Here is a 19,130-nt window from a genome sequence, read left to right as displayed (position 1 = left end):
CGCCGCCCCTCCCCCTCACCTCGCACCCCCGCGACCCACCCACCACACCCCGAACATTCGAGCGGAAAATCGATCCGCGACATGAGAAGAATCGTTCCGCCGGGAACGGAAGAACTCCTTACGGTCGAGTAATCCCTAAGCTCAACCGGAACGCCTCCCATACACGTACTACAGGCTTCGACAGACCTTTCCACATAGGTTCACCGAAGGTTGACGATCTGCTACGTTGGGTAGGCTCAAGATACCTCTGGGGGCACCATGCGGAGAAAAGAATTCGCCTTAGGCGTGCTCAGCGTTCTCGATCCACCGGGCCGGATGAATTCCGACCGGGAGGGCTCTCGAATAACGCGGGCGCGAAGCTTCGACGAAGGGGCCGCCGCACTGCTGGCCGCCCTGCGGGAAGAAGAAGGAAAGCAGATCGCCGAGGCCGCGAGCGCGCGGCGGCGCGATGACGCCGAAAGAAATCCCGACCTCACCAGGCTCCGTCTGGTGGCGGTGGCCGGCAGCTTCCTCTCGGCGGTCTCGACCCTGGGATTCTGCTCGCTGGCCTTCGCGAGCGACGCCAAGTGGCCGCTGATCGGGGTGTGCACGGTCTCGGCCGCCGCCACCGCGGCCATCCTCATCTTCTACGCCGCGCTCCGGCGGTCCGTGGCCCGGCGGGCACTCCGGCTCCAGACCGCCCCGCCGATGAAGGACACCCTGCGCGGCATGGCCGCCGAGCACGTGTCGAACCTGGAGGCCGCGCGCCTCCTGCGGTGCAGTGAGCGCGATCCCCAGCTCGCCGACGCCATCCTCGTGGAGATCGTCCGCGAGTACACCGACGCCGAGCGGTCGCGCACGTCTCCCCCCGCCGAGGTGCAGCCGGAGAGACAGCGCACCTTCTCCAGCCTGGTGGGCAACGCCGCGAAACCCGCCCATCAGAACCATTTAATAACCCGCACCCTCCGCAGGATCGCCTCGGATGTGAGCGGGACGAGCTGATGGCCAGAAACGGGGGAGCCATCAGCGTAAAGGTCGACACAGCCCAGATCATCGAGCTGTCGAAGAACCTGGAGAACGTCAATCAGCGGACCCTGAGGAGGGCGATACGCGCCATCACCCTCGACGCCCGGCTGCATTTCCGGGGTGTCGTGCTGGGAAATGCCGTCATGGCGCTGAGCCATTTCATTTCCGGCGGCCTGGTCCTGGCCTATCTCTGGGTCGGGTACCAGATGGTCCTGAGGGACCAGGCGGGATGGTGCGTGGTGCTGTGCGGACTGCCCGTGACCTCCGTGGCCTCGATCTTCATGCTCAAGAAGGTGCCGGCGACCCACGCCCTGGGCGCGCTGGGCCGCCGCGTCATCGGGCTGCTGGGCCAGGGGCAGGGTCCCCCCGGCCAGGGCGGCGGCGCCCCCTGACGGCGGCCGCCGCCCTCGACGGCACCTAGACCGTCACCCGGCCCGGGACCGACTCCTCCGGTCCCGGGTCCTTCGCGAGTACCTCCTCGTCCGGCCGCGCGTCGGCCGGCGCCGGGACGAGCCAGGACACCGCCAGCGCCACCGCGACGTTCGCGACCAGCGCCACGGCCCCCGCGTTCACGCCCCACACCGGATCGTTCTCGGTGAAGACCAGCACGCACACCAGCGTCCCGCCCACGGCGAGACCGCTCAGCGCGCCCCACAGATTCAGCTTCCGCCACAGCAGCCCCAGCAGGATCATGGGGACGAGCTGGGCCATGCCCTCGTAGGAGATGAGGGAGAGGCGTACGAGAGTGTTGGGCGTGGCATAGGTGAGGATCAGGGCGAGGACGCCCGCGACCACCACGACGACCTGCGCGGCGAGCCGCTGCCGGTCCGGGCGGCCGGCCAGCCGCGGGATCGCACCGAGCACGCTCTTCCCCCACATCGTGCCGATGACCAGCATGAACACCGCCATCGGCACGATCGACGAGAGCGCCGCGGCGACCCCGATCACGCCGACCGTCCAGGCCGGCAGCGAGTCCACCACCAGCTTGAACAGCGCCAGGTTGGAGGACGGACCGGTGAGCCCCGGCACCACGAAGATCGCCGCCATGCCGAGCAGCATCGGCACGAACAGCAGGACGTTGTAGAAGGGCAGCAGCACCGCGTTGCGGCGCAGGGCGTCGGCGTTGCGGGCGCCGAGGTAGCCGGCGACGGTCGTCGGGAAGATGACGACCGTCAGGGAGTTGAGGAAGCTCGTCGTCACGAACCAGCTGCCGCCCAGGCCGCTGCCGCCGTGGCCGGTGAACGTCAGCCAGTCCGGCTTCTCCGCCACCACCCGGTCCAGGAAGGGGCCGTAGCCGTCGAAGTAGTGCAGCGGCACATAGACGGCGAGGAAGCCCAGCGTCCCGATGACCAGGACGTCCTTGAGAACGGACACCCAGGCGCTGCCGCGCAGGCCGCTCACCACGACGAAGCCCGTCGTCACGGCGAAGGCGATGAAGTACGCCCAGTTCAGGCTGATCGCGCCGTAGGAGATCGTGGAGACGACCACGCCCATGCCGGTGATCTGGAGCTGGATGTACGGCAGCAGGCAGACCGTCGCCAGGACCGCGACCAGCGTGCCCAGCCACGGCCGGTTGTAGCGGTGGGCCACCATGTCGGTGATGGTGACGAGGCCGTGCTCGCGCGCGTACGACCAGAGGGTGGGGCCGACGACGTAGCCGAGCGCGTAGCCGCAGGACATGTACGCGATGACGTACAGCACGGGCGCGCCGTGGTTGTAGCCCCAGCCGGCCGCGCCGAGGTAGCTGAAGCTGGTGTAGCCCTCGCCCGCCATCAGCACCCAGATGAAGACCGTGCCCATGCTGCGGCCGCCCACGGACCACTCGGCGAGGCCGCCGCCCGCGCCCCGGCCGCGGACGGCCAGCAGGCCGAGCGCGACGGTGAGCAGCATGAAGACGACGAAGACGGTGGTGGCGACGGTGGTGTCGGTCGCGCTCGCGCTCAGGACGACGCTGTTCATACGCGGCCTCGTCGCTTGTCGCCCCGCCAGGCGAGGTAGACGGCGAGGGGGGTGAGGAGGGTGGCGAGGAGCAGCCAGAAGAAGAGGAAGGGGAGACCGAGGACGGTGGGGTGAATGCGATTAGTGAGGGGGAGTGTGGCGAGGTAGAGGACGTAAGGGGCGAGCAGCCATAGCAAGGTGGGACGTTTCAGCACGGGTCGACACTAGGTCGTGACCGGAGGTATTTCCCTCACACCGCCCCGCCGCGTGCGGGGCTCCGCCCCCGGCCACCCGCCCCCGGACGCCGGCGCTACGCCCCCATCAGCCTCGACGCCGTGTAGATGCACAGCCCGGCCAGCGCGCCCACCACCGTGCCGTTGATCCTGATGAACTGGAGGTCCCGGCCGATGTGGGCCTCGATCTTGCGGGACGTGTGCTCCGCGTCCCAGCTCGCCACCGTGTCCGTGATCAGGGCCGTGATCTCGTCGCGGTACGTCGTCACGACGTACACCGCCGCGTCCTCCAGCCAGCGGTCGGCCTTCGCGCGCAGGTGCTCGTCGGCCGTCATGCGCTCCCCGAGGGACAGCAGGCCGGCCCGGACGCGGAGGCGGAGCTCGCTGCGCTCGTCCTCGGCGGCGGCGACGATCATGGCGCGGACCGAGGCCCAGGCGGAGGCGATGAGGTCCTGGACCTCACCCCGGCCGAGCACCTCGGACTTCAGGCGCTCGACGCGCGCCCGGGTGTCCGTGTCGGACTGGAGGTCGCCCGCGAAGTCGGACAGGAAGCGGTCGACGGCCCCGCGCGCCGGGTGGTCCGGCATGTCCCGCATCTCCGTGACGAAGCGGAGCAGCTCCTTGTAGACCCGCTCGCCGACCTTGCGGTCCACGAAGCGGGGCGTCCAGCCGGGCGCGCCGCCCGTGACCGCGCCCATCACCGAGTCGCCGTGCGTCACCAGCCAGTCGTGGGCCCGCACGCACACCAGGTCCACGACGCGGTGGTGGCCGCCGTCCGCGACGATCTTCTCCAGCATCGTGCCGATGCCGGGGGCGATCTCCTGGGCGTCGGCGCGCCGGGTGATGGCCTCCCCGACGACCGCCTGGACGTCGGAGTCCCGCAGCACGGTGAGCGCGCCGCGCAGGGCCGTGGCCAGCTCGGCCGTCACCCGGTCGGCGTGCGCCGGGTCGGCCAGCCAGGCGCCCAGGCGGGAGGAGATGCCGACGGCGCGCAGCCGGACCCGGACCACGTCGCCGGAGAGGAAGTTCTCGCCGACGAACTCGCCGAGGCTCTGTCCCAGCTGGTCCTTCTTGGTCGGGATGATCGCGGTGTGCGGGATGGGCAGGCCCATCGGGCGCCGGAAGAGCGCGGTGACCGCGAACCAGTCGGCCAGCGCGCCGACCATGCCGGCCTCCGCGGCCGCGGCGACATAGCCGGACCAGGCGCCCGCGCCCGAGGACTGCCCCCATTTCGCAAGGGCGTAGACGAGCGCGACGAGGAGCAGAAGGCCCGTCGCGAGGGTCTTCATCCGGCGCACTCCGCGGCGTTTCTCCTCATCTGCGGCGCTATAGGTGAGACCGCCCACCGCAGTGGGCATCACCCTTTCGGCGGCTGCCGAATCGTCACCTGGGGACCGTTCCATCCGCACCACCCGTTCCAGCCGTCCTCACGTGCATTGTCCCTACTCGACGTACTCCGGGAACGCACCGGGAGTTCCCGGCGTCTGACAAGTCGCATGTGACACGTTGCGTGATCCCATCGGCCGACAGGCGTGCCCCGAAGCCATCGTGGGATCATGGAACGGCGATCGGACCGCGAGGGCGCTGTTGCTGATCAGTCGCTGTTCTCGTCCCCGGTTCCGCACCCGGAGCTCACCGCTCCGCCATTCCCAGGAGACTCCCGCCATGAACAGGCCACCCCTGCCCCGCGGCGCGGCGTACGCCGTCCTCGCCGCGCTGGCGGCCGTGGTGATACTCGTCTCGACCGCGATATTCATCGGGGTCGGTGGCCATGACGGACAGGCCACGACGAGCACGCGCGACAACCATGGCACGGCCGAGCCGGCCGCGTCCGGCGAGTGGATCGGCTCCTGGGCCACCTCCCCGTCGGCGGCGGAGCCGAACACCTCCAAGGGCTACGCGGGCCAGTCCATCCGCAATGTGGTGCACACCAGCATCGGCGGCACCGGCGCCCGCATCCAGCTCTCCAACCTCTACGGGGCGCAGCCGCTGGCCGTCACCCACGCCTCGCTGGCCCTCGCGGCGGCCCCCGGCTCCCCCGCCGCGGCCCCGGGCAGCATGCGCCGGCTCACCTTCGGCGGGCAGCCCACGGTGACCATCCCGGCCGGCCGCTCGCTGCTCAGCGACCCCGTCCGGCTCCTCGTCCCGGCCGCGGCCGATCTGCTCGTCACCACGTACTCGCCCACCCCGTCGGGCCCGGTGACGTACCACCCGCACGCCCGTCAGCTCTCCTTCATGGCGCGCGGCGACCGGACGGAGGACACCCAGGGCCTCGGCTTCGCCGCGAAGGGCCCCTACTGGCGGTACCTCACCGCCGTCGACGTCTGGACCCAGGAGTCGCACGGCGCGGTCGTCGCCATCGGCGACTCGATCACGGACGGCGTGACCTCCACCCTCGGCGCCAACCGCCGCTGGACGGACTTCCTGGCCGCCCGGCTGCGCACGGAGGCCGGGGCGCCCCGCTACGGCGTCCTCAACGAGGGCATCAGCGGCAACCGCGTCCTGCTCGGCAACTCCGGGCCGGCCCCGGTGAACAACCCCAGCGGCATCGACCGCTTCGACCGCGACGTCCTCTCCCGCACGGGCGCGCGCGTCGTGGTCATGGAGCTCGGCATCAACGACATACTCCGCCGCCCGCAGCAGAAGGACCCGCAGCAGATCGTCAACGGCCTCCGGCAGCTCGTGGCGCGCGCGCACGCGCGCGGCATGCGGGTGGTCGGCTCCACGCTGATGCCCTTCGAGGGGCACAAGGGCGCGGTGCCCGGCCAGGAGGTCACCCGGCAGGGCGTGAACGCGATGATCCGGGCGGGCGGCGTCTTCGACGACGTCGTCGACTTCGACGCGGCACTGCGCGACCCGGAGAACCCGGGGCAGCTGCTCCCGGCGTACGACTCCGGGGACCACCTGCACCCGAGCGACGCGGGGTACGCGGCGATGGCGCGGGCCCTGAACCTGGAGACGCTGAAGGGGCAGGCGGCGGCGCGGCTCTGAGGGGGCTGTGGCCGTGGCGGGGGTCGCAGGGCGGCCGGATGGCCGGGGGTGAGGGCCGCGGCGGGCGGGTTACGGCAGGGCCGCCAGGCCCGCTGGGGGGCAGTTCCTGCGGCCTTCCGCCCACGGGCGCGCGCGGCCCGGCCGGGGCGCCCTCCCGGGCGGCTCCCACCGGGCCCGTTCCGGTCCCGCCCCGGTCCTACTCCAGCGACTTGCGGCGCTCCTCGCGGTCCAGGCGGCGCTGCTCGCGGCGGTCCTCGCGGCTCAGCCTGCGCTCCTCGCGGTCGGCCTGCTGGAGTCGCTTGCTCTCCTCCTTCTCCGCCTTCGTCAGCTTCCGCTCCACGGAGACGCCGCCCCAGACGGCCAGGCCGGTGACCCGCACGCGCGGGGAGCCCGGGGTGCCGGGGCCGGTCGCCTGGTCGCCGAAGCCGCCCATGATGCCGACGCCGCTGACCTGGACGTCCAGGTCCTTGGGCACGACCACGCTCATGCCGCCCATGAGGGCGAAGCACCGGATGACGATCTCGCCGTCCTCGAAGCGGGCCTCCCGCAGGTCGATCTCACCGCCGCCCCACATCGCGAAGGCGGTGAACTTCCGCGGCACCGTCCAGCCGCCCTTGCGGTGGAAGCCGCCCCAAATGCCGATCGCACCCTTGGAAGTGCCCGTTCCGCCGATCCGGTCCCGCCAGGTGCCCGTGACCGGGGCGACGGAAGGGGCCACGGAGCCGGGTACGGGGAGGTCCCTCACGAGCGGCTCCAGCTCGCCGCGCGTACGGGCCTTGTACGCCGCGTCGAGGCGCTGCTCGAACTCCTCCATGTCGAGCCGCCCCTCGGCGACGGCCTCGCGCAGGGCTTCGGTGATTCGCTCTCGCTCGGCGTCGGAGGCCCGCATGTCAGGAAGTTCGCTCATCATGCGGAACAGAGTAGGTCGTGGGGGTGGGGTACGGCTTCTCGGGCGGCTCGGTGAACGGTGGGTGCGTGGGAGGTTGTTCCCCGGCCCCGCCCCTTCCCGCTGTATCCGATGTGCGGCTCCGCCGCGTGGCGGGGGCAAGCCCCCGGGCCCCGGTTCCGGGCAACAGATCAGCCCGTCCGGCGATTGAGGGCCGGGGTCCGGGGCGGAGCCCCGGTTCGGGAAGGGGCGGGGCCGGGGAAAGGCCCGCCGCAGGCGCACCCCTACCCACCCCCACCCACCGCCACCACCCCCGCCTCGTACGCCGCGATCACCGCCTGCGCCCGATCCCGCACCCCCAGCTTCCCGAACACCCCCGTGATGTGGTTCTTCACCGTCGACACACTGATGTCCATCGCCCCCGCGATCCCCGCGTTGTCGAGCCCCGTCGCCATCAGCCGCCACACCTCCCGCTCACGCGGCGTGAGCCCCGCCGGGTCCGCCACCGGCGCGGGGCGCTGCGGGGTCCTGACGTACGTGGAGATCAGACGGGTCATCAGCCGGGGGGCCACCGCCGCCTCGCCGGTGTGCACCACGCGGACCGCGGCGACCAGTTCCTCCGGTGAGATGTCCTTGGGCAGGAACCCGTAGGCGCCCGCGCGCAGGGCCGCCACCACGTACTCGTCCATGTCGAAGGTGCTCAGCGCCAGCACCCGGGACCCGGGCACCTCGCGCGCGAGCCGCCCGGTCGCGGCGACGCCGTCCAGCACCGGCATGCGGATGTCCATCACGACGACGTCGGGCCGCAGCCGGTGCGCGAGGGCCACCGCCTCCTCGCCGTCGCCCGCCTCGCCCACGACCTCGAAGGCCGGGTCGGGCGAGAGGATCAGGGCCAGCCCGCGCCGGACCAGCGGCTGGTCGTCCGCGATCAGGACCCTGATCGGCCGCCCGGCGGCCGCGCCGCCCGTCCCCTCGTCCGTCAAGCCGTCCACCAAGCCGTCCATCGACCCACCCGTCAGCTCGCCCGCCGGCCCGCCCGCCGGCCCGCCCGTCAGCTCGTCCGTCCGCCCGTCCCTCGGCCCGCTCATCGCAGCGCCCCCTCCCCCGCCTTCAGCGGCAGCCGGGCCGACACCCGGAATCCGCCCTCGTCCCCGGGCCCGCCTCCAGCGTCCCGCCGTGCAGCACGACCCGCTCCCGCATCCCGACCAGGCCGTAGCCGGACCCCGGGGCGGACCCCGGACCGGGCCTGCCGAAGCCGTCGGGCGGGCCCGCGCCGTCGTCCGACACCTCCACCGTCACCCCGTCCCCCGCATACGTCAGGCGTACGGTCGCCCGCGCCCCGCCCGCGTACTTGCGGGCGTTCGTCAGCGCCTCCTGCGCGATCCGGAACACCGTCAGGCCCACGCTCGGCGGCAGCGGGCGCTCCTCGCCCCGGGCGTCGAGCGTGGTGGGCAGCCCGGCCCGGCAGGACTCGGCGACGAGCCGCTCCAGGTCCCCGACCCCGGGCTGCGGGGCGGCGGGCGCCCCCTCCGTACCGCCCGGACCGTCCGCTCCGTCCGCCTCGTCCCCGGCCCGCAGCACGTCCAGCAGCTGCCGCATCTCGCGCAACGCGATCCGCCCCGAGCCCTCCAGGGTGACCAGCGCCTCCCTGGCCACCTCCGGGCGGGCGAGGTTGGCCCGCGCGCCCCCGGCCATCAGCTGCATGGTGGTGATGTGGTGCGCCACGATGTCGTGCAACTCGCGGGCGATGCGCCTCCGTTCGTCGGCCACCGCGCGGTCGGCCAGCAGCCGGCGCTTGGCCTCGGCGTCCCGCTGCCAGTGGTTCACGGCGGCCGCGGCGCCGACCACGAGCAGCCCGGAGGCCGCGCTGCCCACGATCTCGACGAGCCTCGGCTCCGGCCACGACGCCAGCCCCACCAGCGGCACCGCCACGGCCGCGAGCGCCGCCGGTGCCGCCACGGCCGGGCCCCGGGACCGTACGACCGTGTAGAGCCCGACCACGACCACGGCGTTGAAGTGCTGCTCGATCGGCACGCTGAAGTTCAGCACCAGGCCGAGCAGCAGGACGGCCACGAGGGTCGTCACGGGGGCGCGGCGCCGGGCCAGCAGCGGCAGCGCGGACACCACCAGCAGCACGTACCCGGCCGCCGGTACGTGTCCCCGGTCGGCCTGGCTGGTGAGCGTGAAGCCGATCAGGTCCACGACCGCAGCCCCGACCGCGACCAGCGCGTCGTTCCGCGTCCACAGCAGCCCGTCGCCTCCCGGCGGTGCCCCGTGGGCCCCGGGTGCGGGGCGCGTCGTCGGCATCTGTGGTCCTCCCCCGTCAGCCGCCCGCCCACCGGCCGTTGCCGGCGCGCCACGGCGGTCCTCCGGTGATCCATTCTCGCAGCGCCGCACGGACCCGCCCCCGGCCCCGGAGCCGATCCCGACCCGGGACCACGGTCCTGGGCCGGGGCCGCGCCCGGCCCCCGCTCCCAGGCCGCATCTCGTCCCGCGCTCGGACGATCCGCGCGTTCCGCGCTGATGAGCTGGACGAGGCCCGGGAGCACCCGGCGCTCCACCCACTGCCGGAGGACGACGTGATCCGCGCCCTGACCGGGTACTCCACCCGCAACCCATGGAAGGTCATCGCCCTCTGGGCGGTGCTGGGCATCTTCCTGACCGGGCTCAGCCAGGCGCTGGTCTACCGCGTCACCCAGACCCAGAGCGGCGACTTCCTGCCGGCGACGTACGACTCGGCCGCCGCGCTGAAGATCGCCGAGGAGCGGTTCGGGACCAAGCCCGACGCCAACGCGGTGACGGTGCTCGTCGCCCGCGCCGACGGCGCGCCGCTCACGGAGCCCGACCGCCGCCGCGTCGCCGGCGTCGCGGGCGAGCTGGGCGGCCGGCGCGTGCAGATGCCCAGACCCAAGGACGACCCCCCGGCCTTCCTGGTCCAGGACCACTCGCAGACGCCCAAGGTCAGCCCCGGCGTCCTCGCGCCGGACCGCGCCTTCGAGCTGCTCTCCGTCCAGCTGGCAGGCAACTCCACGGACCCGGGCATGCACGACCTCTACCGCGCGTTCCGCGACCGGGCGAAGGACGAGTTCGCCGAGGCCGGGATGCGCACCGGCTTCACCGGCGGGCTGGCCGACCTCGTGGACACCGCCGACGCCGAGGAGACCACCCAGAAGGTCGTCGGCGGGCTCATGGTCGGTCTGATCGTGCTGGTCAACGTCCTGGTGTTCCGCAGCGCGCTGGCCGCCTTCGTGCCCCTGCTCGCGGTGGTCCTCGTCGGCGGCGCGGCGGCGGGAGCGGTCGTCGGCGGCGCGAAGCTCACGGGCGTCATGCTCGACCCCTCCACCCCGAGCATGATCGGCGTGGTGCTGATCGGCATCGGCGTCGACTACTTCCTCTTCCTCCTCTTCCGCTTCCGCGAACAGCTGCGGGCCCGCCCCGACCTGCCCGCGCGCGCCGTGGCGGCCGACGTCGCCGCCCGGGTCGGCACCGCGATCACCTCGGCCGCGCTCACCATCGTGGCCGCGTTCGCCACCCTCGGGATCGCGACCTTCGGGCAGTTCCAGGTGCTCGGCCCGGCCATCGCCGTCTCGGTGCTCGTCATGCTGCTCGCCAGCCTCACCTTCATGCCCGCGCTGCTCGCGGTCACCGGCCGCAAGATGTTCTGGCCCTCCCGCGCCCTGAAGCACGAGCCGCGCCCCGGCGCGGCCGGGCGGATCGGCGACCTGGTGGCCCGCCGCCCGGTCGCCCTCGTCCTGGCCTCCGTCGCCCTGCTCGGCGCGCTGGCCGCCGGGCTGTCCGGCATCCGCATGGACTTCGGCCAGGGCTCCGGCAGCCGGGACACCCCGGCCGCCGTCACCGCCGCCGAGATCTCCCGCGCGCTGCCCGCCGGGGTGTCCGACCCGGCGGCCGTCTACGTCACCGCCAAGGGCGGCCGCACCCTCGCGGCGGGCGAGCTCGGCGCCCTGTCGAAGGCCCTCGCCGGGGTCGAGGGCGTCGGCCAGGTCGGCCGGACCACCCTCAACGGCGACCGCACCGCCGCCCGCCTCGACCTCTACCTCACCGCCGGCTCCCAGACCCAGCGGGCCCGCGACCTCGTCTCCGGACCCGTCCGCGACACCGTCGCCCGGCACACCCCCGCCGGCCTGGAGGCCCACGTCGGCGGCACCGCCGCGGTCTTCGCGGACATCTCCGACGCCGTCGGCCACGACCTCCGGATCGTCTTCCCCGTCGCCGCCGTGCTGATCGCCCTCATCCTGCTCGTCCTGCTGCGCAGCCTGCTCGCCCCGGCCGTCCTCATGGTCGCCGTCGGCCTCGGCTTCGCCGCCACGCTGGGCGCCTCCGCGCTCTTCTTCCAGCACCTCCTCGACAAGCCGGGCGTCAACTTCGTGCTCCCACTGGTGCTCTTCCTCTTCGTCGTCGCCCTCGGCACGGACTACAACATCCTGATCAGCGACCGCATCCGCGAGGAGATGGCCCGCCCCGGCCCGGCCCGCGCCGCCGTCGCCCGCGCCGTGCGCCACACGGCGCCCGCGATCGCGACGGCGGGGATCGTCCTCGCCGCGTCGTTCGGCAGCCTCGCGGTCAACGCGGAGCCGTCCACGCAGCAGATCGGCTTCGCGACGGCCCTGGGGATCCTGCTCTCGGCGTTCGTCCTCTCGATCGTGCTGGTCCCGGCGCTCGCCGCCCTGCTCGGGCGGGGGATCTGGTGGCCGGTGCGGCCCGGCGGCCGGCACTCCGGGGAGCGGGCGCCGCGGCCGTCGGACGAGCGGGTGTCCGTCCACCACTGACGGGCGCGCCGCACGGGGCTCCGGTCCTCGAGCGCCGGGCAGTCCGGCGCTCAAGGACCCCGCCCACCCCGGCTACAACCCCCGCCCGCCCGCGTACATCCGCGCGATCACGTCCTCGATGTCCGGCTCCCGCACCGACAGGTCCACCAGCGGATACCGCTCCGCCACCACCGCCACGATCGGCGCCGCGCTCTGCCCCGTCCCGAACGCCAGCCACTGCCGCGGCCCCTCCACCCTGACCGGGCGCGCGCCGGGCACGTCCTCGATCGGCGGGAGTTCGCGCTCCAGGTCGACGACGAGCGTGCGCTCGCTCTCCCCGGCCGCGTGCAGCTCGGCCAGGCCGCCGTCGTGGACCAGCCGGCCGTGGTCGATGACCATCACGCGCTTGCACAGTTGCTCGATGTCGGTGAGGTCGTGCGTGGTCAGCAGGACCGTCGTGCCCCGCTCGGCGTTGACCTCGCGCAGGAAGCCGCGGACCTTGGCCTTGCTGACCACGTCCAGGCCGATGGTCGGCTCGTCGAGGTAGAGCACCTCGGGGTCGTGCAGCAGGGCGGCGGCGATGTCCCCGCGCATCCGCTGGCCGAGGGAGAGCTGGCGCACCGGCACGTCGAGGAGGGCGCCCAGGTCCAGGAGCTCCACGCAGCGCTCCAGGTTGGCGCGGTAGCGGGCCTCGGGGACCCGGTACATGCGGCGCACCAGGCCGTACGAGTCGCGCAGCGGCAGGTCCCACCAGAGGGTGGTGCGCTGCCCGAAGACCACGCCGATCCGGTGCGCGAGCCTGGTGCGGTCGCGCGAGGGGTCGATGCCCGCGACGCGCAGCCGGCCCGCGCTGGGTGTCAGGATGCCCGTGAGCATCTTGATGGTGGTGGACTTCCCGGCGCCGTTGGGGCCGATGTAGCCGACCATCTCGCCGCGCCCGACGCGGAAGCCGATGCCGTCCACGGCCCGCACCCGGTGCCGCTCGCGGCGCAGGAAGCCCGCCTTGCGACGGACGTCGAAGACCTTCTCGACACCGTCCAGTTCGATGAACCCGTCCTCGGACAACGCGTCCCCAGCCACCTCTCAGCTTCCCGTGCTCCGGTAGTTCCTCAGCCCCACCCGCCACAGCAGTCCCGACACCGCGAGCATCGCGAGCGCCACCGCCGGCCCGCAGAAGTCCACCCAGCCCGGCAGGCCCAGCGGGTCGTCCCGGCCCAGCAGGCGCAGCACCGGGATCCAGTTGACGAAGGCGAGCGGCACCACGAAGGTCGCCCCGCGCACCAGTTCCCGGGCGAAGACCGCCGGCGGGTACTGGAGCATCGTCGAGCCGCCGTAGGTGAAGGAGTTCTGCACCTCGGAGGCGTCGGCCGCCCAGAACTGGAAGGCGGCGCCGGCGATGAAGACGGCGGCGAAGATCGCGGCCCCGGCGACCACCGTCACCACCGCGAAGAGGGCCTTCGCCGGGGTCCAGGCGAGGTCCGTGCGCGCCACGCCCCAGCCGAGGACGAGCAGGCCCTGGCAGACCCGGCCGAGGCGGCGCAGCGCGAAGCGGTCGGCGGCTACCTGGACGACGACGGGCGCGGGGCGGACCAGCAGGGTGTCGAGGGTGCCGTCGCGGACGCGCTGCCCGACCCGGTCCATGTTGCCGAGGGCGAGGTCCGCGAGGCCCAGGGAGGTGCTCGTCGCCCCGTACAGCAACGCGATCTCGGGGAGGGTGAAGCCGCCGAGCCGGTCGATGTGCGAGAACATGATCATGATGGCGACGAAGTCGAGGACACTGGCCGCGAAGTTGCCGGCCGTCGTCATCAGGAAGGACGCCCGGTAGGCCATCGTCGAGCGCACCCACATCGCGACGATCAGGCCGTAGGCGCGCAGTCCCGCGGGGACGCCCCGGACCCGGGAGAGGGCGTCAGCCACCCTGCACCACCACCTTCCTGGTCGCCAGGGACTGGAGCGCCCGCCCGGTGCCCAGCAGCAGCGCCGCCCACAGGGCCTGGAAGCCCAGCGCGCGGGCGAGGCCGGGCCCGGCGTGCATGCCGAGCAGCACGTCCACGGGCACCTGGAGCATGGCCGCCCAGGGCAGCAGCCGGGCGACCTCGCCGAAGAGGCCGGGGAAGACGGTCAGCGGCAACAGCATTCCCGAGAAGAACATGCACATCAGTGCGCTGATCATGTTGACGCCGGCGCCGTCGAGCAGCCAGAAGGCGCACAGGGCCACCAGGAAGCGCAGCGCGAAGCCCACCACGACGCCGAGCAGCACCGAGAGCAGGAAGGCGAGCCAGCGCAGCGGGTCGGCGGGCAGCGTCAGGTCGAAGACGAGCGCGCCGACCGCGAGCGGGACGGCGCCCCGGCCCAGCAGGTGGAAGACGGCCCGGCCGAGGTCGGCGGAGAGCCACCACAGCTGGAGGTCGGCGGGGCGGTAGAGGTCGACGGCGATGTCCCCGGAGCGGATGCGCTCCTGGAGCTCCTCCTGGAAGCCGCCGCCGAGCAGGGCCGCGGCGGCCAGCAGCCCCTGGCTCACCCAGACGAAGGTGAGGGCCTGCGACTGGTCGTAGCCGCCGAGGTGGGGACGCTCGTCCCAGAGCGCGAGGAAGGTGTAGGCGATGATGAAGCCGAACACCGTATTGGTGAAGACGCCCGCGGCCGTCGCGACGCGATACGTGGCATACCGCCGGAAACCACTCACGGCCACGGCCGCGTAGAGCCGCATCCCGGGGCACCTCCCGTCGTTGAACCTCGATAGTCCGCCGCCTCCGGAGCCCAGGGAGCTTAGCGGCCCTGTTCAGCCGCCGACCACGGCTTTTTCACCCCAAGGAGTGGTCGGCCTGACCCGGACGGCCCTTACCGGGCCGTCGCAGGTGCGCTACGCCCCCTTGGCGCGGAACGCATGATGCGAAAGTGTTTTACGGGGCGTAAGCCGCACGGCGGACCGCCCGACACAACACCGCCCTCACCGCGGTCGCACAACCCCGGTGGCGGCCGAGGAGTCCCAACAGACATGAGCGACGAGCAGTCACAGCAGCGGCCGGCCGGCGGTGACCACACCCGGCCGGCGGGCTGGTCGCCGAAGGACGGCACCGGGCCCGGCCGCAGAGGAAGACCCGGCCGCCCCAAGCGCACCGGATGGCGCCGCCTCCTGCCGACCTGGCGCATGGTGCTCGGCGGCTTCCTGCTGATCGTCCTGCTCATCGCCGGCGCCCTCGTCGCCGGCTACATGCTGGTGCACATCCCCGCGGCCAACCGGGCCGCCGTCGCCGAGAGCAACGTCTACCTCTACTCCGACGGCTCCCAGCTCGCCCGCGACGGCGAGGTCAACCGCGAGAGCGTCTCCCTGAGCAAGGTCCCCCGGGACGTCCAGCACGCGGTCCTCGCCGCCGAGGACCGCGACTTCTACTCCGAGTCGGCCGTCAACCCCGAGGCCATGCTCCGCGCCGCCTGGAACACCGCCACCGGCAAGGGCAAGCAGTCCGGCTCCACCATCACCCAGCAGTACGTCAAGAACTACTACCTGGGCCAGGAGCAGACCGTCACCCGCAAGGTGAAGGAGTTCTTCATCGCGATCAAGCTCGACCGCGAGCAGAGCAAGGACGAGATCCTCGAGGGCTATCTCAACACCAGCTACTTCGGCCGGAACGCCTACGGCATCCAGGCCGCCGCCCAGGCCTACTACGGCAAGGACTCCGACCGGCTGAACGCCGCGGAGGGCGCCTACCTGGCCACCCTCCTCAACGCCCCCAGCGCCTACGACGTCGGCGCCCACCCGGAGAACAAGCCGCGCGCCACGGCCCGCTGGAACTACGTCCTCGACGGCATGGTCAAGAAGAAGTGGCTCACCCCCGAGGACCGGGCGAAGATGAGCTTCCCGGCGCCCGGGAAGTCCAAGCCGCGCGTCGGCATGTCCGGGCAGCGCGGCTATCTCGTCGAGGCCGTCAAGGACCACCTCACCAACAACAAGCTCGTCGACGAGCAGACCCTGGCCCGCGGCGGCTACCGCATCACCACCACCATCGACCGCAAGAAGCAGGACGCCTTCGTCGACGCCGTGCAGAAGCGGCTGATGGACGAGCTGAGCGAGGGCCGCACGGTCGACCGGTACGTCAGGGCCGGCGGCGCCTCCATCGACCCCAGGACGGGCCGGGTCGTCGCCCTCTACGGCGGCATCGACTACACCAAGCAGTACGTCAACAACGCCACCCGCCGCGACTACCAGGTCGGCTCCACCTTCAAGCCCTTCGTCTTCACCTCGGCCGTGGAGAACGACTCCACCACCCAGGACGGCCGCGCGATCACCCCCAACACCGTCTACGACGGCACCAACAAGCGCCCCGTGCGCGGGCCCGGCGGACCGGTCGGCTTCGCCCCGGCCAACGAGGACGACCGCTCCTACGGCCGGATCACCGTCACCAAGGCCACCGACCTGTCCGTCAACGCCGTCTACGCCCAGATGGCCCAGGACGTCGGCCCCGCCAAGGTCAAGAACACCGCCGTCGCCCTCGGCATCCCCGAGAAGACGCCCGAGCTGATCGCCACCCCGTCCATCGCCCTCGGCGTCGCCACCGCCAGCGTCCTCGACATGACCCAGGCCTACGCGACCCTCGCCAACCACGGCAGGCACGGCGCCTACACCCTGGTCGACAAGGTCACCAAGGGCGGCGAGAGCGTCTCCCTGCCCGGCAAGGACACCAAGCAGGCCGTCTCCCGCGAGGCCGCCGACACCACCACCGCGATCCTCCAGAGCGTCGTCGACAACGGCACGGGCGCCGCCGCCCAGGCCGCCGGGCGCCCCGCCGCCGGCAAGACCGGCACCGCCGAGGAGGACAAGGCCGCCTGGTTCGCCGGCTACACCCCGGACCTCGCCACCGTCGTCGCCGTCATGGGCCAGGACTCCGACACCGGCGACCAGAAGCCGCTCTACGGGGCGACCGGGCTCGACCGCATCAACGGCGGCGGCTACCCCGCCGAGATCTGGGGGGCGTACACCGCCGCCGCCCTGTCCGGCACCCCCGTCAAGGACTTCGACCTGGACACCGCGAGCGGCGGCACCGTCCCGCCGCTGGAGCCGCCCGCCACCTCGGAGCCCCCGGAGTCGCCCAGCGCCCCGCCGCCCACCACCGCGCCGCCGACGGTCCCGCCGCGCACCTCCGCGCCGCCGGTGCCGCCCACCGGGCCGCCGACGTTCCCGGGCCCGCCGACTCCCCCGACGATCCCGCCGATCTTCACCTTCGAGCCGGGCGAGCCCCGGGGCGGCCTGAGCGGGAAGCACGGCATCGACAAGGGCGACCTGCTGGGCTACGACTACTGAGACACGCGGAGGGGCGGCCCGGAACCGAGGTTCCGGGCCGCCCCTCCGTATCTATACGGGCTCCGCCGGGCGTCAGTGGCCCGAGGTGGCCTTCAGGCCCACCACCGCCACCAGCAGCAGCACGACGAAGAAGATCCGCGCGGCGGTCGCCGGCTCGCCCAGCACCACCATGCCCAGCACCGCGGCGCCGGCCGCGCCGATGCCCACCCACACGCCGTAGGCGGTGCCGATGGGGAGCGACTTCGCGGCCTGCGACAGCAGCAGCATGCTGGCGGCGATACCCGCGACGGTGAACACGGTCGGCCACAGCCGCGTGAACCCGTCGGTGAACTTCATGCCGATCGACCAGCCGACCTCGAGCAGACCGGCGACGGCGAGCAGGACCCATGCCATGACGGCACCTCCGTGGAATCTACCTACAGGGGTGCGTCGTCTTGTCCTGACCCGGTACGGCGCGTCTCGTCGGGCTCTTACGACCGTATCAAAAAGGACGAAACGCGGGTAGCGGGGACGTGCCCGGATCCATGGGACGTCAAGGAGTCACAGTCGCCGGAGGCCGCCGGAGGCGTCAGAGGTAGAGACCCGTGGAGTCGTCCGACCCCTCCAGCCGCTCCGCCGCCACCGCGTGCAGATCCCGCTCGCGCATCAGGACGTACGCGACACCGCGCACCTCCACCTCGGCGCGGTCCTCCGGGTCGTACAGCACCCGGTCGCCCGGCTCCACCGTGCGCACGCTCTGCCCGACCGCCACGACCTCGGCCCAGGCCAGCCGGCGGCCCACCGCCGCCGTCGCCGGAATGACGATGCCGCCGGTGGACCGGCGCTCGCCCTCGGGAATGTCGGTCCGGACCAGCACGCGATCGTGCAGCATCCGGATGGGCAGCTTGTCGTGGGTGGTATGGGTACTCACGCCCCTGACCGTACCTGGCCGCGCCCGCCCCCCGAGGCCTCAGGCCGGGATCCGCCAGGATCCGCCGGGATCCTCCCGGTTACGCCCGGTACCCGAAGGCACCCGGGGGTACCGGCACTACGCCTTGTGACGACGCGAGGAGACCGTCAGCAGCCCGATCACACCCACGGCCACCATCGCCACCGGCACGATCCGGTCCAGCCGCGGCGCGCCCTCCTCCGTCACGAACCGCGCCCGCACGTCCGACACCAGCCGGTTCGCCGCCACGTAAGCACGGCCCGCGGTGGCGTCCACCTTCGCGGCCACCTTGGCCTTCGCATCGCCCACGATCGTGCTCGGGTGCATCCGCATCCCGATCTCGTCGAGCGTCACGGCGAGCTCTTCCCGCCTGCGGGCGATGTCCGCCTCGATCTGCGCAGGGGTCCTGGCTTCCGACACCGCGCTGCCTCCGTCGTCTCGATAAGAGTGATGATGAGTGATGACGACAGTCTGTCAGCTCGCCGGACGCCGTGCCCCGCGGCACCCCCGATCCACGCGGTGGCTAGTCTCGGGGAGCGGCGCCCGTCACCACGGCGCCGCCCCCAGGTCACGACGAGGAGAGTCATGAGCGAGCGACTTCAGCCCGGCGACACCGCCCCCGCCTTCACCCTGCCCGACGCGGACGGCAAGCAGGTCTCGCTCGCCGACCGCAAGGGCCGCAAGGTCATCGTCTACTTCTACCCGGCCGCCCTCACCCCGGGCTGCACCAAGCAGGCCTGCGACTTCACGGACAACCTCGACTTCCTCGCCGGCCACGGCTACGACGTGATCGGCGTCTCCCCCGACAAGCCGGAGAAGCTCGCGAAGTTCCGCGAGAAGGAGGAGCTCGCGGTCACCCTCGTCGGGGACCCGGAGAAGAAGGTGCTGGAGGCCTACGGCGCCTTCGGCGAGAAGAAGCTGTACGGGAAGACCGTCACGGGCGTCATCCGGTCGACGATCATCGTCGACGAGGAGGGCAAGGTCGAGCGCGCCCTCTACAACGTGAAGGCCACCGGCCACGTCGCGAAGATCATCAAGGACCTGGGCCTGTAGCCGCCCGGTCCCCCGCACGCCGTGCGGG

The 19,130-nt window shown here is 72.6% G+C and carries 18 protein-coding genes and 1 riboswitch; of the genes, 6 read left to right on the top strand and 12 right to left on the bottom strand.

Annotation, left to right across the window (positions count from 1 at the left end):
• Nucleotides 1-315 precede the first annotated feature (315 nt).
• On the top strand, nt 316-981 hold the full coding sequence (locus SMD11_RS21385; protein ID WP_159395337.1) for a hypothetical protein: 666 nt from the start codon (nt 316-318) through the stop codon (nt 979-981).
• Nucleotides 981-1,397, top strand: coding sequence for a hypothetical protein (locus SMD11_RS21380; RefSeq protein ID WP_087927972.1), 417 nt, complete (start codon nt 981-983; stop codon nt 1,395-1,397). Before SMD11_RS21385 ends, SMD11_RS21380 begins: the two co-directional genes overlap by 1 nt.
• Before the next feature lie 25 nt (nt 1,398-1,422).
• On the opposite strand, the gene SMD11_RS21375 is transcribed toward SMD11_RS21380, so the two are convergent.
• The 3 genes from SMD11_RS21375 to SMD11_RS21365 all read right to left on the bottom strand — a co-directional run bounded on the left by SMD11_RS21375 (nt 1,423) and on the right by SMD11_RS21365 (nt 4,579).
• Entirely contained in the window at nt 1,423-2,964 is a 1,542-nt protein-coding gene (locus tag SMD11_RS21375; protein WP_087927971.1) for a sodium:solute symporter family protein, read from the bottom strand.
• Nucleotides 2,961-3,158, bottom strand: a complete 198-nt coding sequence (locus SMD11_RS21370) for a DUF3311 domain-containing protein (RefSeq protein WP_234366114.1) — start codon at nt 3,156-3,158, stop codon at nt 2,961-2,963. The genes SMD11_RS21375 and SMD11_RS21370 overlap by 4 nt, the downstream gene beginning before the upstream one ends.
• Before the next feature lie 95 nt (nt 3,159-3,253).
• Nucleotides 3,254-4,579, bottom strand: coding sequence for a DUF445 domain-containing protein (locus SMD11_RS21365; protein WP_087927970.1), 1,326 nt, complete (start codon nt 4,577-4,579; stop codon nt 3,254-3,256).
• Between the two features lie 262 nt (nt 4,580-4,841).
• On the opposite strand from SMD11_RS21365, the gene SMD11_RS21360 reads away from it, so the two are divergent.
• Nucleotides 4,842-6,167, top strand: coding sequence for an SGNH/GDSL hydrolase family protein (locus SMD11_RS21360; RefSeq protein ID WP_087927969.1), 1,326 nt, complete (start codon nt 4,842-4,844; stop codon nt 6,165-6,167).
• A gap of 196 nt (nt 6,168-6,363) precedes the next feature.
• Here the strand turns inward: SMD11_RS21360 and SMD11_RS21355 are convergent, their stop codons facing one another.
• The 3 genes from SMD11_RS21355 to SMD11_RS21345 form a co-directional block, all read right to left on the bottom strand.
• The gene (locus SMD11_RS21355; protein ID WP_087927968.1) at nt 6,364-7,077 is read right to left on the bottom strand and encodes a DUF1707 domain-containing protein; all 714 of its coding nucleotides are present in this window, start codon (nt 7,075-7,077) and stop codon (nt 6,364-6,366) included.
• 260 nt (nt 7,078-7,337) lie between these two features.
• Complete coding sequence (locus SMD11_RS21350; RefSeq protein ID WP_087930646.1) at nt 7,338-8,057, bottom strand: response regulator; 720 nt, start codon at nt 8,055-8,057, stop codon at nt 7,338-7,340.
• A 106-nt stretch (nt 8,058-8,163) separates the two neighbouring features.
• Nucleotides 8,164-9,360 carry a sensor histidine kinase gene (locus tag SMD11_RS21345; RefSeq protein ID WP_234366113.1) on the bottom strand — a complete coding sequence of 399 codons (1,197 nt, stop codon included), beginning with the start codon at nt 9,358-9,360 and terminating at the stop codon, nt 8,164-8,166.
• 272 nt (nt 9,361-9,632) lie between these two features.
• On the opposite strand from SMD11_RS21345, the gene SMD11_RS21340 reads away from it, so the two are divergent.
• The gene (locus SMD11_RS21340; RefSeq protein WP_087927967.1) at nt 9,633-11,840 is read left to right on the top strand and encodes an MMPL family transporter; all 2,208 of its coding nucleotides are present in this window, start codon (nt 9,633-9,635) and stop codon (nt 11,838-11,840) included.
• Between the two features lie 72 nt (nt 11,841-11,912).
• Here the strand turns inward: SMD11_RS21340 and SMD11_RS21335 are convergent, their stop codons facing one another.
• From SMD11_RS21335 to SMD11_RS21325, 3 genes are all read right to left on the bottom strand, one after another.
• Nucleotides 11,913-12,884, bottom strand: coding sequence for an ABC transporter ATP-binding protein (locus SMD11_RS21335; RefSeq protein WP_087927966.1), 972 nt, complete (start codon nt 12,882-12,884; stop codon nt 11,913-11,915).
• A gap of 18 nt (nt 12,885-12,902) precedes the next feature.
• Nucleotides 12,903-13,667 carry an ABC transporter permease gene (locus SMD11_RS21330; protein ID WP_087930645.1) on the bottom strand — a complete coding sequence of 255 codons (765 nt, stop codon included), beginning with the start codon at nt 13,665-13,667 and terminating at the stop codon, nt 12,903-12,905.
• A gap of 61 nt (nt 13,668-13,728) precedes the next feature.
• Nucleotides 13,729-14,529, bottom strand: a complete 801-nt coding sequence (locus tag SMD11_RS21325) for an ABC transporter permease (protein ID WP_087927965.1) — start codon at nt 14,527-14,529, stop codon at nt 13,729-13,731.
• A gap of 288 nt (nt 14,530-14,817) precedes the next feature.
• Here SMD11_RS21325 and SMD11_RS21320 point away from each other — a divergent pair, with 288 nt between their 5' ends.
• The gene (locus SMD11_RS21320; protein ID WP_087927964.1) at nt 14,818-17,121 is read left to right on the top strand and encodes a transglycosylase domain-containing protein; all 2,304 of its coding nucleotides are present in this window, start codon (nt 14,818-14,820) and stop codon (nt 17,119-17,121) included.
• Nucleotides 17,122-17,193: 72 nt separating this feature from the next.
• Here SMD11_RS21320 and SMD11_RS21315 read toward each other — a convergent pair whose 3' ends face one another.
• The 3 genes from SMD11_RS21315 to SMD11_RS21305 form a co-directional block, all read right to left on the bottom strand.
• Nucleotides 17,194-17,514, bottom strand: coding sequence for a DMT family transporter (locus tag SMD11_RS21315; RefSeq protein ID WP_087927963.1), 321 nt, complete (start codon nt 17,512-17,514; stop codon nt 17,194-17,196).
• A 30-nt stretch (nt 17,515-17,544) separates the two neighbouring features.
• A riboswitch (guanidine-III (ykkC-III) riboswitch) is annotated at nt 17,545-17,615 on the bottom strand.
• 74 nt (nt 17,616-17,689) lie between these two features.
• Nucleotides 17,690-17,992 (bottom strand): GroES family chaperonin, encoded by a 303-nt coding sequence (locus tag SMD11_RS21310; protein WP_087930644.1) that lies wholly within the window; start codon nt 17,990-17,992, stop codon nt 17,690-17,692.
• Between the two features lie 156 nt (nt 17,993-18,148).
• Nucleotides 18,149-18,469, bottom strand: coding sequence for a DUF3618 domain-containing protein (locus SMD11_RS21305; protein WP_087927962.1), 321 nt, complete (start codon nt 18,467-18,469; stop codon nt 18,149-18,151).
• A 165-nt stretch (nt 18,470-18,634) separates the two neighbouring features.
• Here SMD11_RS21305 and bcp point away from each other — a divergent pair, with 165 nt between their 5' ends.
• Nucleotides 18,635-19,102 (top strand): thioredoxin-dependent thiol peroxidase, encoded by a 468-nt coding sequence (gene bcp, locus SMD11_RS21300; RefSeq protein ID WP_087927961.1) that lies wholly within the window; start codon nt 18,635-18,637, stop codon nt 19,100-19,102.
• Nucleotides 19,103-19,130: the final 28 nt, after the last annotated feature.

Source organism: Streptomyces albireticuli, from assembly GCF_002192455.1.
GTDB lineage: Bacteria > Actinomycetota > Actinomycetes > Streptomycetales > Streptomycetaceae > Streptomyces > Streptomyces albireticuli_B.
This window is presented reverse-complemented; position numbering and strand designations above follow the sequence as displayed.